General features: G+C 75.1%; 5 protein-coding genes. All 5 read right to left on the reverse strand.

The genetic code is table 11. The features are described from left to right. Window positions 1-18: 18 nt before the first annotated feature. Genes ACZ6R6_RS31945 through ACZ6R6_RS31965 form a run of 5 tightly spaced genes read right to left on the reverse strand, consistent with a single transcriptional unit; the run spans window position 19 to window position 15,665 of the window. Window positions 19-798 carry a thioesterase II family protein gene (locus ACZ6R6_RS31945; protein WP_306875113.1) on the reverse strand — a complete coding sequence of 260 codons (780 nt, stop codon included), beginning with the start codon at window positions 796-798 and terminating at the stop codon, window positions 19-21. After that, window positions 795-1,922, reverse strand: coding sequence for a Gfo/Idh/MocA family oxidoreductase (locus ACZ6R6_RS31950; protein ID WP_470099626.1), 1,128 nt, complete (start codon window positions 1,920-1,922; stop codon window positions 795-797). The genes ACZ6R6_RS31945 and ACZ6R6_RS31950 overlap by 4 nt, the downstream gene beginning before the upstream one ends. Further along, window positions 1,919-3,103, reverse strand: a complete 1,185-nt coding sequence (locus tag ACZ6R6_RS31955) for a saccharopine dehydrogenase NADP-binding domain-containing protein (protein WP_470099628.1) — start codon at window positions 3,101-3,103, stop codon at window positions 1,919-1,921. Before ACZ6R6_RS31955 ends, ACZ6R6_RS31950 begins: the two co-directional genes overlap by 4 nt. Beyond that, a complete protein-coding gene (locus ACZ6R6_RS31960; protein WP_470099630.1) occupies window positions 3,100-8,727 on the reverse strand; it encodes an amino acid adenylation domain-containing protein in 5,628 nt (1,875 codons plus the stop codon). The genes ACZ6R6_RS31955 and ACZ6R6_RS31960 overlap by 4 nt, the downstream gene beginning before the upstream one ends. Continuing rightward, entirely contained in the window at window positions 8,724-15,665 is a 6,942-nt protein-coding gene (locus ACZ6R6_RS31965; protein ID WP_470099632.1) for an amino acid adenylation domain-containing protein, read from the reverse strand. Before ACZ6R6_RS31965 ends, ACZ6R6_RS31960 begins: the two co-directional genes overlap by 4 nt. Between the last annotated feature and the right edge of the window lie 251 nt (window positions 15,666-15,916).

Below are 15,916 nucleotides of genomic sequence, written 5' to 3' on the forward strand. Positions count from 1 at the left end.
GTCACGGGTCATGACGTGTCACGGGGCCGACGGCCACGGGTCGGACAGGCGGCAGTGGCGCAGCACCTCCCTGACCAGCTCGCCCTCGTGGGCGACCAGATAGAAGTGGTCCCCGGGGAAGGCGCGCAGCCCGAAGGCTCCGGCCGTCTGGTCGGCCCACGCCGCCGCCTCGTCCACGTCGACCTCGGGGTCGGCGTCTCCGAGGCAGGCGCAGATCGGCGTCCGGATCGGCGCGCCGGGCCGCGGCTCGTAGGTCTCGACCAGCCGGTAGTCGGCGCGGAGCGTGGGCAGGACGAGCGCGCGCAGCGCGGGGTCGGCGAGCGTCTCCTCGCTCGTCCCGCCGAGCCTGCGCAGGTCGGCCAAAAGGGCCGCGTCACCGCCGAGGTGCACCCCGGCGGCCCTGAGGCGGTCCGGCGCGGGCCGTCCGGAGACGACGAGGCCGGCCAAGGGACCCCTCCCGCGCTCTTCGAGCCGCCGTGCCACCTCGTGCGCCACCGCCGCGCCCATGCTGTGGCCGAACAGCGCGATCGGCACGTCCGGCAGCTCCTCCAGCGCCGCCGCGACCGGGCCGGCCAGCCCGTCCATGTCCGCGGCGGGCTCCTCCCCGATGCGGTCCTGGCGGCCGGGATACTGCACCGCGTACAGCTCGACGCCGTACGGCAGCCGCCCCGCCCAGGTCCGGAAGAAGCCGGCCGCGCCGCCCGCGTGCGGGAAGCACACCAGCCGCAGTCTCGGCGCGGGATCGGCGCGCTGGCACCGCAGCCACCGGTCGCGCATCTCGGTGGTCATGATCGTCATGTGAGCAGCTCCTCGTGCTGCGATCTCATGGCGGAGATCAGCTCGTCGGCGGAGATCGGGCGGGGCGCCGGGCCCAGCAGGCGTTCGGGGAATCCCAGTGCCCCCGCCATCGCCTGCCACACCTTGCAGACCGAGAGGTGGTACTGGCCGTCACGGAGCGGATCGACCCCCTCGCGCTGCGCCTCCCAGGTGGCGCGCAGGGCCCGCTCGACCCCCGCCGGCCACATGTCGCCGAGGATCTCGCGGTAGCTGGGCGCCCGCGCCGGCCCGATCGGCGCGCTGCTGGGGAAGTCGAGGTGCTCGTCGGCCGCGCCGTCCAGCGTGGCGAGCAGCCTGGCCTGCGCGGGCAGGTGCGGGCGGGGGGACCACAGCACCGGCCCGTGGGTGTTGGCCAGCGTGAGCGTCCCCCCCTCCGTCCCCAGGGTGATCCGGTGCAGGAAGTGCGCGTGGTTGTCGGGGTCGGCCGGGTTCAGCTGGTTCTGCACCCGCAGGGTGAGCGGCACCCCGGCCAGGACTCCGGTGAGGGTACGGAAGGGCGGCTCGACGTCGGACAGCCGGCGGATCTCCTCCGGCACGGCCGGAGGGTCGGCGAACCGCCACGGCCGCAGCCCGCCCAGGGTCCGGCCGAGGATGTCGAAGAGGTTGTACGAGACCTGGACGCCGCAGACGGCGTCGACGAACAGGGGGCGCTGGCGGGCCAGCAGCACCCGCGCGGCGGCCGTGAACCTGCGTACCGGCGGCAGGTGGGTGTAGTGCGTGTTGACCTGGTAGAAGACGCCCTCCCGGCGGGCCGCGCGCAGCGAGGCGGCGAGTTCGTCGTGGAGCAGGGGGCCCTCCTGCAGCACGTGCACGCCGCGGGACATGAACTGGGCCGCGACCGCGCTGCCCGGGCCGCCGTTGACCTCGCCCAGGAGCACCACGCAGGCGAGGTCGACGCCGTCCGGCACCTCCGCCACCCGCGTGTACAGCGGGACCCCGGCCTGCCGCGCGCAGCGCCGCGAGCGCTCGCCTCCCCTGGCCAGCACCCCCGCCAGCTCGAACGGCACGCCGGGCCTGGCCAGTGCCGCCAGGTGCACCCGTCCGAAGCCGGTGCCGCAGACGATGACGCGTGGCCGTCCGCTCACAGGACTCCCTCCTCCATCTCGGCGGCCCGCGCCGCGCCGTCGACGATCTCCAGCCGGGTGACCGCCGGGTCGTCGAGGAGGGCCTGGAAGACGGCGCCGGCGTCGAGCACGTCGGCCGCCTCGTGCAGTCCCGGGCGGACGAGTCCCCGCAGGACCGCCCCGACCGCCGGCACGGCGGCCGCCGCGCTCAGCTCGTAGCTGTCGGCGGCCCGCGCGAGGAGCGTCCGGGTGACCGGCCGGCCTCCCGTCTCCCCCGCCATCTCGAAGACCATCTGGAAGTACGGCGTGCGCCCGAGGGACTCCAGGTGTGAGGCCCGCACCAGCTCGTCGGCCGCGGCGTCCGGGTCCAGCTCGGGCAGGCGGGCCAGCGCGGCGAGCGTCAGCTCCCCGTCGAAGACGCTCGACCACTCGACCTCGGCGATGCCGAGCGAGCGGGCCAGCCGTTCGGCCTCCGCGCTGAGGTAGGGGTAGACGTTGACCCGGCCGGGGAAGTGCGGCACCTCGACCCCGTGGCGGGGTCTGGACGCGCCGGGGATCACCTGGTGCCCCCGCCAGACCGCCAGCGGCGTCGCGTACCCGCCGGACAGCGAGGCCACGTAGTCGAGCGCGGCGGCCGGGGTGAACCTGTCGACGCCGCCCACGTGGGCGGTCAGGCGGTCGACCCGGTCGAACCCCTGCCCGGCGAGATGCCTCGGCAGCAGGGCCGACAGCCCGGGCATCATCCCCGCCGAGAGGATGACGACCTGCCCGGCGCGCTCCCACCCTCCGCGCTCCCGCCCCGCCGGATCCCGGCCCGGGCGGGCCGCGGAGCCCGCCGCGGAGGCCGCCGCCAGACGGTCGAGCACGGCCGCGTCGCCGGCGACGTCGACGTAGTGGGCGCCGGCGGCCAGCGCGGCGCGGGCCGCGGTGTCGAGGACCCGGTTGGACGGTCCCGCGCAGTTGACCACCACGTGGCAGCCCTCGCAGAACGCGGCGAGCGCCGCGGCGTCGCGGATGTCGACGGCGACGGCCGCGTCCGCCCCGGCCCGGGCCGCGGCGAGCGCGCGGACCCGGTCGAGGTCCCTGCCGCCCAGGCGCAGCGGGTCCGCCCCGGCTCCCCGGAGGCGGCGCACGACCGCCCCGCCCACGGCCCCGTAGCAGCCGAGGACTCCGACGACGGGTGCCCCGCGGTCGCCGTTCACCGCGCCGCCCGGGCCGTGGACAGGAAGCTCGCCACCTCGTCGACGTTGGGCGGCTGCAGGCAGGTGAAGTGGTCGCCGGGGATGTCGACCACCTCCAGGTCGCCCAGGCACAGCTCGCGCCAGAGACCGGTCATGTCGTCGCGCAGCCACGGCAGGAAGCGGGTGTCGCCGAGCTGCCGCAGGAAGGTGATGTCCCCGGCGTACGGCTCCGGGGTGTGCGTGCCGACCGCGAGGAGGCTGTGCCGTACCACCCGGAACAGGGAGCTCACATGCCGCTCGACCTCGGGGTCGGACCGGGTCGCGGCGGCGGCGCGGCCGATCGCGGCCAGCCGCTCCCGCTGGGGGCGCCCGGCGAGCCGCCGGAAGGCGGCGGCGGCCGACTCCAGGCCCGGGTCCCCGGTGAGCCCGGTCACGAGGCCGGCGGGCACGCGGTCGGGGTCCTGGCCGAGCAGGGACTCGAACACCCGTGACATGGCGGCCTCGTCGCCCGGGTAGCCGGCGTCGGCGGGGTCGATCCCCATCACGCGGGCGAAGACGTACTCGACGACCAGCTCGTCCTCGATGATCCGCGGCAGGGTGTAGCTGCTGATCACGGTGAGGCTCTCCACGGCGGCGCCCGCCTCGGTGAGGTGGCGGGCGACCTCGGTGGCCAGGAGGCCGCCCATGCAGTAGCCCACGACGTGGAAGCGGGTGGAGCCGGTGCCGAGCAGTGACCTGGCGTACCGGGCGGCGCGCCGGTCGATCAGGCCCTCGGGCTCCTCGGCGAGATACCGCTCGACCTCGGTGATCGCCAGGCCGGCCAGCGGCCCGCCCTTGGCGGCCAGCAGCCGGGCCAGCGCGCGGTAGGGCGCCAGGGTGCCGCTGCCCTCGTGGACGAGCACGCGCAGGGCGCCGTCGCCCCCGTCCTCCGCGCCGCCGAGCGGGATCAGAGGGGAGGTCTCGCCGCGGGCGCCGGGATCCTCCTCGGCGTGCGCCCGCCGGACGTGCTCGGCCAGCGCCGCCACGGTGGGCCGGTGCAGGATCTGGCGGACCAGGTCGTCCCAGAACAGCTCCCGGGTCTCTGTCACCTCCTCGCGCAGGCGGGCCGCCAGCTTCGCGACGACCAGCGAGTCCCCGCCGAGCTCGAAGAAGTCCTCCTCCCGGTTGACCTCGGCCAGGCCCAGGACCTCCGCCCACACCGCCGCGAGCCGCCGTTCGAGGTCGTCGCGGGGGCCGCCGCCCGCCGTGGCGCGCCCGGACGCCGCGCGGGGCAGCCAGGAGCGCAGCGTCGCGTGGTCGACCTTGCCGTTCGCGGTGAGCGGCAGGGCGTCCACGACCTGCGTGTGGCTGGGGATCATGTGTTCGGGCAGCCGGTCGGCCAGGTGCCCGGTGAGGCCGGCCACGCCGAGCGGGGCCCGGTCGCTCTTGAACCGGGCGGCGAAGACGTTCTGGCCGAGGGGGCCGGTGACGTCGTCCGGCCCCGGCAGGCACAGGGTGGTGTCGGCGCCGGCCTCGGCGAGGAGCCCCAGCCACTCCCCGCGGTCCAGGAAGGTCCGGTCGCGTCCCCTGCGCAGGTCCTCGTAGTCCCACTTGCGCGGGTCCTTGTCCGGCATCATGAACTCCATCGAGGTCATGATCTGGTAGCTGTCCTTGGTGGTCTCGATGAAGACCAGCCAGCCGCCCGGCCGCAGCATCTCGCGGAGCCGGGCCAGCACCCGGCCCGCGTGCCGGGAGTTGTGCAGCACGTTCGCGCACAGGATGACGTCGCGGTCGTTGGGGGCGTAGCCCTGCTCGCGGTAGTCCTCGTTGAGGTCGAACAGCCCGTAGCGCACCCAGGGCCGGTCGCCGAACCGCCCGCGGGCCTCGTTGAGGAAGAACGGCGAGACGTCGGTGAACAGGTAGTCGACGTCGAACTCGGCCAGTGCGGGGATCATCTGGGCGCTGGTGCCGCCGACGCCCGCGCCGACCTCCATGACGCGCAGGGGACCGTCGTGCCGGGCGGCGATCCCGCGGAGCACCTCGATGGCGGCGTGGTTGACGTAGCGGCTGATGATGTTCTCCCGGTAGGCCGCCTCGGAGATCTCCAGCCGGCCTTCGGGGAACAGCAGGGGCAGCGGGTCCAGCTCGTCGCGGAGCAGCTCGGGCAGGCGCTCGGTGCTGTCCTTGAAGTAGTCGATGAGCACGGCCTTGTAGCTGTCCTCGCGCTGGAGCTCGGCCACCGCCTGCCAGGCCCGTGCCAGGTCGCCGGCCTCGATCACCCGCAGGGCGCGCAGGCCGTCGCCGTCGTCCTCGACCAGGCCCTCGCGCTCCAGGACCCGCAGCCACCGCCGGACGAGCCGGTGGTGGCGGGGCGCCGCCCCGGTCGCGGTCAGGACCTCCTCGGTGGTCACCGTCTCCGCGGTGGAGCCGAACAGGCCCTGCCGCCGCAGCGCCCACAGCATGCCGAGCACCGCGGCCCGGTCGAGCCTGCCGATGAACTCCATGAGCTCGGCGCGGTCGATGTGGGCGGTGTGCGGGTCGGCCGCCGCGGCGGCCGCGGCGGCCAGCTCAGCGGCCGGGTCGTCGCCGGCGGCGGCCCGCCGTACCGGCTCGGCGAAGGCGGCCAGCCTGCGCTCCATGCCGGTGCCGTCGACCAGGACGTGGGCCGCCGCGACCGACGGGTGGGACTGGATCGCCGCCTCCACCTCGGCCGGCTCGATGCGGTGCCCGCGGATCTTGACCTGCCGGTCCGCCCGGCCGAGGAATTCGATCGTGCCGTCGCCGTGGTAGCGGCCCAGGTCGCCGGTGCGGTAGAGGCGCTCGCCGGTGGCGGGATGGCGGATGAAACGCTGGGCGGTCTTCTCCTCGTCGCCGAGATAGCCCAGCGCCAGGCCCGCGCCGCCGATGTACAGCTCGCCGGGCACCCAGTCGGGGCAGGGGCGCAGGGCCTCGTCGAGGACGTGGAAGGTCTGGTTGGCCAGCGGCGTGCCGTACGGGATGCTCCGCCAGCCGTCCCGGACCTCGCCGATCGGGTGGTGGATCGACCAGATCGCCGCCTCGGTGGCGCCGCCGAGGCTGACCAGCTCCAGGCCCGGCAGGCGTCCCCGGACGCGGTCGGGCAGCGCGACGGGGATCCAGTCGCCGCTGAGCATCGCCAGCCGCAGTGACGGCAGGTCGATCTCCGGCTGGGAGCCCAGGTAGTGGTCGAGCATCTGCAGCTGCGCGGGCACGGAGTTCCAGACCGTGACGCCGTGCTCGGCGATCAACCGGGCCCAGTGCGCGGGGTCGCCGCGGCCCGCGGCGTCGGGCAGCACGAGGGCGCCGCCCAGGGAGAGGGGGCCGAAGATGTCGTAGACCGACAGGTCGAAGCCCAGCCCCGCCAGGCCGAGGACGCGGTCCTCCTCCGTCACCGCGTAGCGCCGGTTGACGTCGGCCACGGTGTTGAGGGCCGCCTGGTGGGAGATCATCACTCCCTTGGGGTCGCCGGTCGAGCCCGAGGTGTAGATCACGTAGGCCAGGTCGCCCGGGTCCGTCTCCGGCTCCGGGGGCGGGAGCTCCGACGGCGGGAGGAGGTCGACGTCGACGAGCCGGGCCCCCTCCGGGCGGTCGCGGACCCATGACTGGGTGAGCACGTGCCGGACGCCGGCGTCGGCGAGGATCCGCGCGCGCCTGGCGGGCGGCTGGCCGGTGTCGACCGGCAGGTAGGCGCCGCCGGCCAGGAGCGTGCCGAGCACGGCGACGACCTGCTCCCAGCCCTTGTCCATCATGACCGCGGCCAGGTCGCCCGGCGCGAACCCCCGGGTCTTCAGCGTCCGGGCCACGCCCGCCGCCCTGGCCAGCAGCTCGCCGTAGGTGAGGGTCCGCCCGTCCGTCACGACGGCCGCCCTGCCGGGCGCGCGGCGCGCCCGGGCGACGACCTCCCCGTGCAGCGGCCCGCGCGGCGACGGGGCGGCGGTCGCGTTCACCCGCTCGCGCCGGTCGGCCTGTACGGCGGGCAGCCCGATCGGGCAGGCGCTCTCCCACGGCCCGTCCGAGGCGGCCAGGGCGCGCAGCAGCCCCTCCAGCGCGCCGAAGGCGTCCTCGACGACGCCGGCGGGGAACACCCCGTCCCGCACGTCCCACCTGACCTCCAGCTCGCCGCCCTCGACCACCGCCTGGCAGTCGATCCACACCTGCGGCGTCTGGCTCCTGCCGTACACCACCTCGGCCAGGCCGCGCATGCCCTCGTGGCCCGACGCCTCGTCGCTGAGCCCGATCGTGCTGGTGAAGACGGCCGGCATCAGCGCGGCGCCCCGGCCCCGGCGGCGGGCGATCTCCCGCATGACCTCCACCCCGGAGTAGAGCCGGTGGTCGAGGTCCTCCCAGAGCCGCTCCTGCAGCGCGCGGGCCCGCCCGTGGAACGTCGCGTCCGAACCGCCGTCGACGGCCAGCAGGCTGACCGTCGTGAAGTCGCCGACCAGCCCTCCCACCTGGGGATGGAGCGGCTGCCGGTTGAGGAGGGTCAGGTTCAGCGAGAACCGGGGACGCCGGCTCCACCTGGCCACCACCTCGGCGTAGGCGGCCAGCACCGCCGTGGACGGGGTCACGCCGTGGGCGCCCGACCTGCTCCGGAACCGGTCCCACTCCCCGGCGTCGAGGATCATCCGGTGGCGGGTGAAGCTCCGGCCGGCCCCGGCGGCGGCGTTGTCGCGGACCGGCAGCTCGGGCGGCCCCGGCAGCTCTTCGACGCGCCCTTCCCAGTAGTCGCGGTCGCGCTCGTAGGCGGCGCCGTCGCGCAGCCGGCGGGCCGCGAGCAGGTAGTCGCGGAAGCCGATCTCCAGAGGCGGCAGGACGTGTTCCGGATCGAGGTAGAGCCGTTTGAGCTCGGTCAGCAGCAGTTGGATGCTCAGGTAGTCGGCGATCAGGAAGTCGATCGAGACGTGCAGCAGCGCCCGCCCGTCGGCACGCGTGACGCGCAGCTCGAACAGCGGCCAGGCGCCGGCGTCGTAGACCCGGTGGTCCATCTCGGCGCGGACCCCGTCGACGTGCGCGCTCACCCGTCCGGCGGGCTCGCCGCGCAGGTCCGTCACCTCGATCCGGTAGTCCGGGACCTCGGCCGAAACCTGCTGGTAGCCGTCGACGTGGACGACCGCCCGCAGCATGTCGTGGCGGCGGACCAGGGCGCGCCAGGCGGCCTCCAGCCGGGGCGGGTCCAGGTCGGGGAAGGCCAGCTCGGCGTAGACCTGGCAGGCCGTGCCCCCGTAGTCGAAGGCGTCCCTGCGGCCGAGGACGTAGGCGGCCTGGACGTCGGTCAGCGGGAACGGCTCGTGCCGCTCCCCCGGTGCGGGGGTCAGCTCCGGGCCGGGCCGGCGCAGGTGGTCGAGCAGGGCGCCCCTGTGGGCCGACAGCAGTGCCCGCCGCTCATCGGTCATCACGCCCTGCGGCGCCCGGAAGCGGAGCCGCCCGGACTCCTCCCAGAGCCGGACCCCCTGGCGTTCGAGCTCCGCGACGAGCCGTCCGGCGCTCACGCCCCGCCCCGCCCCGGTCCCGCCCGGCTCCTGCGGCCGCGCGCCCTCTCCGGCCCGCGCGGTCTCCTCCGCCCGCGCCGGTTCCTCCACCCGTACAGGCTCCTCCGGCCGCCCGGCCGCGGCGCCGTCTCCGTCGATGCGCTCGGTCCGCTCGGTCATATGTCGCCCTCCTCGAAGGCCGCTGTCTCGGTCTCGGTCCGCTGCTCGATCAGGGCCGCCTGTTCGGCGACGGTCGGGCCCGCGAAGATCTCTCGCAGGGCCAGCTCGGCGCCGAACCCGGCCCGGATCTCCTCGGCGAGGCGGGCCGCCAGGATGCTGTCGCCGCCGAGGGCCACGAAGCTCTGGTGCCTGCCGGCCCGGTCCAGGCCGAGCAGCCCGCACCAGATCCGGCTCAGCGCCTCCTCGACGGGGCCGGACGGCGGCGCGTCCTCGCCGCTCCCCTGCCCGTCCCGTCCGGCGAGCTCCGCCAGCGCCCCGCGGTCCACCTTGCCGTTGGCGTTGAGGGGCAGGCGGTCGAGCATCGTGATGGTGGGCGGCACGGCGTAGGGCGGCAGGCGTCCGGCGAGCCAGTCGCGCAGCTCCTGCGGGCCGGTGCCGGCGGCGGCCACCACCAGCGCGGCCAGCCGGCGGGTGGGGTGCCCGGCCGCGGTCACCACCGCGTGCTCCACGCCCGGGTGCGCCGCCAGCGCGCTCTCCACCTCCCCCAGCTCGATCCGGTGGCCGCCCACCTTCACCTGGTGGTCGGCCCGGCCGAGGAACTCCAGCGTGCCGTCCGGCCAGTAACGGCCCAGATCACCGGTCCGATACCAGCGCACACCCGCACGCTCGACGAACTTGGCCGCCGTGACCTCCGGATCACCCCGATAGCCCAGCGCCACCCCCACCCCGCCGATCCACAGCTCACCCGGCACCCAGTCCGGGCAGTCCCGCCCCCTGGCGTCCACCACACGGAAACACTGGTTCCGCAGCGGGAACCCGTAGGGGATCGACCGCCAGTGTGGATCCACCTCGGTGACCTCGAAGGCGTTGGACCAGATGGCCGCCTCCGTCGCCCCGCCCAGGGCGACCAGCCGGCAGCCCGGCGCCGCCGCGGCCAGCCTGCCCGGCAGGTCCAGTCCGACCCAGTCGCCCGAGACCATCGCCAGCCGCAGACCCGGCGGCAGCCCCTCGGGCACCGCGACCAGCAGCATGTCCAGCAGCGCCGGGACCGTGTTCCACACCGTCACCCCGTGCGCCGCCACCAGCTCCGCCCAGCGGTGCGCCTCCCGCCTGTCCTCCTCCTCCACCAGCACCAGCGCGCCGCCCGCCGACAGCGGCCCGAACACGTCCCACACCGACAGGTCGAAGTCCAGCGCCGACAGCGCCAGCACCCGATCACCGGCCCCCACCCCGAACCGCTCACCCACATCCACCACCGTGTTCAACGCCGCCCGATGCGACACCTCCACACCCTTCGGCTCCCCCGTCGACCCCGACGTGAAGATCACATACGCCGGCGCACCCGGATCCACCTCCACCGGCCCCGCCAGGGGAGCCCCGTCGGTCACCGCCGCCGCCACCGGCGCGTGCTCCACGCCGTCCGGGGAGATCCCGGAGTCGCCCGGGGAGATCCCGGAGTCGCCCGTCAGCGCCAGCCGCACGCCGGCCCGCCGGTAGATCCGGTCCCGGCGGATCGGGGGCTGGTCCACGCCCACCGGGACGTAGGCCGCCCCCGCGGCCAGCACGCCCAGCGCCGCCACGTACTGGTCCGTGCCCCGCGGCACCGTCACCGCGACCGTGTCGCCCGGCCCGACGCCCCGCGAGCGCAGCCATCCCGCCACCCGCAGCGCCCGGCCGGCGAGCTCGCCGTACGACAGGCCGCCGCCGTCCCGGACCAGCGCGGCCCGCTCCGGCTCCGCGGCGGCCAGGGCGAAGAAACGCGAATGCAGGGCGCCCTCGGGCACCGGCCCCGCCGTGCCGTTCGCCTCGGCGCGGACCACGAGCTGACCCGCCGGCACCGCGCAGGGCGCCACCGCGTCCCAGGCGCCCCCGGCCAGCCACTCCAGCATCTCGGCGAAGGCGCCGAACATCCCGTCCAGCACGCCCGCCGGGAACAGCTCCTCGACGGCGTCCCAGTTGAACAGCAGCCCGCCCGCCGACTCCACCACCTGGTGGTCCAGCCACACCTGGGGCGTCTGGGAGACGCCCCAGACGGGCTCGGCGAACAGTCGCGCGCCGGCGTTCCACGGATCGTCGCCCGTCACCCCGAGCGTGCTGGTGAACACCACCGGCATGGAGACCTCGGTGGAACCGGTGCGCCTGGCCAGCTCCCGCATGACCCAGATGGCCGAGGCGTCGCTGTGCTCCAGGTCGGCGACCACCTGCCGCTGCAGGCGCCGGGCGCTGTCGAGCCAGGTCTCCCCGGCGGCGGGCCGGTAGGCGACGAGCAGCAGGGAGGTGAAGTCGCCCAGGACGTTGCCGATGTCGGGGTGGACCTCCCTGCGGTCGAAGAGGGTGAGGTTGATCGTCAGGTCCTGCCTCGCGCTCCACGCCCCCAGCACCTCGGCGAAGGCGGTGGCGAGCACGGTGGAGGGGGTGAGCGCGTGCTTCCTGGCGGTCTCCTTGACGGCCCGCCACCGCTCGGGCGACAGACGGGCCTGGCGCCGCACGAAGCGGGGACGGCCGATCCGCGAGGGGTCGGCGGCCAGCGGGAGCTGGGGGGCGGGGGGCAGCTCGGCCACCCGGTCGGACCAGTACGCCTGCGCCTTCTCAAGTGAGGCGGGGTCGGGCCGGACGCCGAGCACGTAGTCGCGGAAGGACATGTCGACCGGGGGTAGCTCGGCGCCGGGGTCGGCGTAGAGAGCCTCCAGCTCCCGCAGCACGGTCATCGAGCTCAGCGCGTCGAGGATGATGTTGTCGAAGCTGATCCCGATGCGGGTGCGGTCCCCGGCGTAACGCACGGCCCGCACGTCGAACAGGGGCCACCGGGTCGCGTCGATGAGCTGGTGCGACATGGCCTCCCGCAGCTCCGCCAGGGCCTGGTCGGCCCGGTCGCCGTCGGCGCCGGGCACGTCGGTGACCGGGATGCGGAATCTCGGCACCTCGGGCAGGATGCGCTGGCGGCCGTCGGGGAGGAACTCGGCGCGCAGCATCTCGTGGCGCCGGATGAGCAGGTTCCACGCCTCCTCCAGCCGGGCGAGGTCGACCCCGGTGACGTCGTATTCGGTGTAGAAGTGGCAGCCCACGCCGCCCAGCGCGAAGTCGTCGGTCCGCCCTACCCAGTAGGCGCGCTGCACGTCGGTCGGCGGGAACGGGTCGTGCCGGTGCGCGGGGTCGGGTGTCAGCCTCCGCTGCGCGGGCGCGGGGCCGCCGAGGTCGAGGGTGGCCGCAAAGTCGGCGAGGACCGGTGTCTCGAACAGCCGGGAGAGCTCCGCGCCGCCGATGCCCGCCGCGCGCAACCTGGTCATCAGCCGCGTCGCGAGCAGGCTGTCCCCGCCGAGGGTGAAGAAGTTCTGGTCCCGGCCCACGGCGGGCAGTCCGAGCAGCTCGGCCCAGATCTCCGCCACGGCCGTCTCGGTCGCGCCGCGCGGCGGCACGGCCGGCTCGGCGCGCCCGGCGAGCTCCCCGTCGAGGATGCCCCGTACGGCCTCCCGGTCGACCTTGCCGTTGGCGCTGAGCGGCAGGTCCGGCAGTGCCGCGAACCGTTCGGGGATCATGTACGGCGGCAGGCGTCCGGCGAGCCAGTCGCGCAGCCCCGCCGGGACGGTGCCGCCGGGCGCCGTCACCAGCGCCGCCAGCCGGCGGGCCGCACCGCCCACCGTGGTGACCACCGCGTGGCCCACATCGGGGTGCGCCGCCAGCGCGCTCTCGATCTCCCCCAGCTCGATCCGGTGGCCGCCCACCTTCACCTGGTGGTCGGCCCGGCCGAGGAACTCCAGCGTGCCGTCCGGCCAGTAACGGCCCAGATCACCGGTCCGATACCAGCGCACACCCGCACGCTCGACGAACTTGGCCGCCGTAACCTCCGGATCACCCCGATAGCCCAGCGCCACCCCCACCCCGCCGATCCACAGCTCACCCGGCACCCAGTCCGGGCAGTCCCGCCCCCTGGCGTCCACCACACGGAAACACTGGTTGGTCAGCGGCCTGCCGTAGGGGACCGACGTCCAGTGCGCCGGCACCGTCGCCGGCACGTCGGAGAAGTTGGACCAGATGGCCGCCTCCGTCGCCCCGCCCAGGGCGACCAGCCGGCAGCCCGGCGCCTGGTCCGCCAGGCGGCCGGACAGGTCCAGTCCGACCCAGTCGCCCGAGACCATCGCCAGCCGCAGGCCGTCCAGCGCTCCCGGCGTGGTCTCGGCCGCGACCAGCAGCATGTCCAGCAGCGCCGGGACCGTGTTCCACACCGTCACCCCGTGCGCCGCCACCAGCTCCGCCCAGCGGGCCGCGTCCTTCCGCTCGTCCTCGGCGACCGGCACCAGCGCGCCGCCCGCCGACAGCGGCCCGAACACGTCCCACACCGACAGATCGAAGTCCAGCGCCGACAGCGCCAGCACCCGATCACCGGCCCCCACCCCGAACCGCTCACCCACATCCACCACCGTGTTCAACGCCGCCCGATGCGACACCTCCACACCCTTCGGCTCCCCCGTCGACCCCGACGTGAAGATCACATACGCCGGCGCACCCGGATCCACCTCCACCGGCCCCGCCAGCCGGTCGGCGCCGCAGAGAGCGGCCACGTCGTCGACGGAGGCCACCGCCCGCGACAGCGCGGCGATCCGCTCCCGGCGGACCCGCGGCTGGTCCACGCCCACCGGCACGTAGACGCCGCCGGCCGCCAGCACGCCGAGCACGGCGACGATCTGGTCGGCCCCCTTCGGCAGAGAGACGGTCACGGCGTCGCCCGGCCCGACGCCCCGCGAGCGCAGCGAGGCCGCCACCCGCAGCGCCCGGCCGGCGAGCTCGCCGTACGACAGGCCGCCGCCGTCCCGGACCAGCGCGGCCCGCTCCGGCTCCGCCGCGGCCAGGGCGAAGAAACGCGAATGCAGCAGTCCCGGCGGCACCGGCCCCCGGGTGTCGTTGACCCGGCCACGGACCGCACGCTGCTCCTGGGGGAGGAGGTCAGGGACGGGCCCGTCCCAGCCGTCCCCGTCCAGCCAGCCGAGCAGGCGGGAGAAGGCTCCGGCCATCCCGTCCAGCACACCGGCCGGGAACAGCTCCTCGACGGCGTCCCAGTTGAACAGCAGCCCGCCCGCCACCTCGACCACCTGGTGGTCCAGCCACACCTGGGGCGTCTGGGAGAGCATCCAGCCCAGGTCCCCGAGGCTCTTCTGGACGTCGGCGCCCACCAGGTCGCCCATCCCGACGGCGCTGGTGAACACCACGGGGGCGGTCACCTGGCCGGCGCGGCGGCCGCGGCTGAGGTCTCGGAGCACCTCCACCCCCGAGTACGCCGAGTGCGCGATGTCGGCCTGGAAGCGGTTCTGCAGCGTCCTGGCCCGGTCGGCGAAGGACATCTCCTCCGACAGGTCGACCTGGAGCAGGAGCAGGTTGGTGAAGTCGGCGACCATCCGCGGCACGTCGGGGTGGAGCGTCTGCCGGTCGAACAGCGGGAGGTTGAGCAGGAAGCGGGGCCGGCCGCTCCACGCGCCCACCACCTCGGCGAGCGCCGTCGCCAGCACCATCGGCAGCGTCAGGCCGTGCCCGCGGGCCCGCTCGGCCAGCCGCTGCCGCAGCTCGGGCGGCATCCAGTGGTCGCGGCGGACCACGCGCACCCGCTCGACCCGCTCCGGCTCGACGGCCAGCGGGAGCCGGGGACCGGCCGGCAGGTCGGCGAGGCGCTCCTGCCAGTACTCCCGGTCCGTACGGCGGTCCTGCCGGCGCCGGGCCTCCTGCTCGGCGAGGTAGGTGGGGAATCCGTAGGTGAGCGGGGGCAGCGGGTCATCGGGCCGGGAGTAGAGAGCGGCCAGGTCCTCAAGGATGATCTGGATGCTGCGCACGTCGGCGACGAGCAGGTCGAAGCCGGCGTGCAGCCGGTGGGCGCCGCCGGGCAGCAGGGTGAGCCACAGGTCGAACACCTCGCCGCGCTCCACCTCCAGGCGGCGGTGGGAGAGCCTCTCCCGGAGCGCGGCGAGCCGTCCGGCGACCGCCTCCGCGGGCTGCTCGCGCAGGTCGTGCACGGTCAGGCCGGGCCACGGGCTGCGGTCGAGGATCTGCTGGGTGCCGTCGTCGAGGAAGCGCGTGCGCAGCAGCGCGTGCCGCCGCAGCAGCGCGTGGACGGCCTCCTCCAGCGCCGGCGCGTCCACGCCGGCGCCGTCGAACTCGGCGTAGAAGTGGCAGCCGACGCCGCCGAGCACCTGGCGGTCCTGGCGGCCGATCCAGTAGGCGTGCTGCACAGGGGTGAGTCTGAACGGGGCGCTCTCGTCCACCTCCGGCACCGCCTCCGGCGCCGGCCGCTGCCCGCCCGTGCGGGCCGACAGCAGTGCCCACCAGGCCGCGAGTGTGGGCTGGTCGAAAAGGTCGGCGAACTTGACCTCCGCGCCCCCGCGCTGCCACTCGCCGGCCAGTTGCATCGTGCGGATGGAGTCGAGGCCGTGGCGGACCAGGTCGTCGTCGTCGCCCAGCTCCGCGGGGTCCATGCCGAGCACGGCGGCGACGGTCAGGCGGACGGCGTCGGCCGTCAGCGGCCCGGCGCCTGCCGGGGCGGGCGTCCGGCCGGGGGTGCCCGCCGCCCACTCCCCCGCGGCGGGCCGGGGCGCGAGGGACAGGCAGTCGGTCCGCAGCACCTCGATCTCGCCGTGGCGGTAGCGGTTGAGCAGGGCGGCGCGTCCTGGCCCGTCCCCGGTGTCCGGGCCGAGCTGCCCGGGGGCGACGAGCGCGACGGTCTCGGCCACCACCTCGTGCTCCTCGGCCACGACGGCGCGCATCCGGCCGACGAGCTCGGCCAGCCGAGCGGGCGGGAGATCCCGTTCCGTCTCGGCCGTCAGCAGCAGGCCGCCGCCGGAGACCGGCTGCAGCACACGGCACGGGCGCCCGGTGGCCTCGGCCAGCGTGCGTTCCAGGTCCTCCGGGCTGTGAATACGATCCTGAACGGTCAGATCATGTCGCCGCGTCGCCATGTCCCACATAGCGAATCACCCTGACACGGGCCTCGGAGAACAGGCAATCAACGGAATGACCTGAGCCGGGGAAAGCGGGCGGACGGGGTAGCCGATATGTGATTAAGTATGGCTTGCCTAACTCATGGAAGGCTCCGCCGTGTCCTGCGACAATGCGAACGGTATATCCGTCCGGCCCCATCCATGGGCCTGTCGGAAATAATTCACCACCTATTTCGAGGTGCCCGATCGGGCACTTGACCCTCTCCGCG

It is taken from the genome of Streptosporangium sp. NPDC048886, assembly GCF_055586905.1.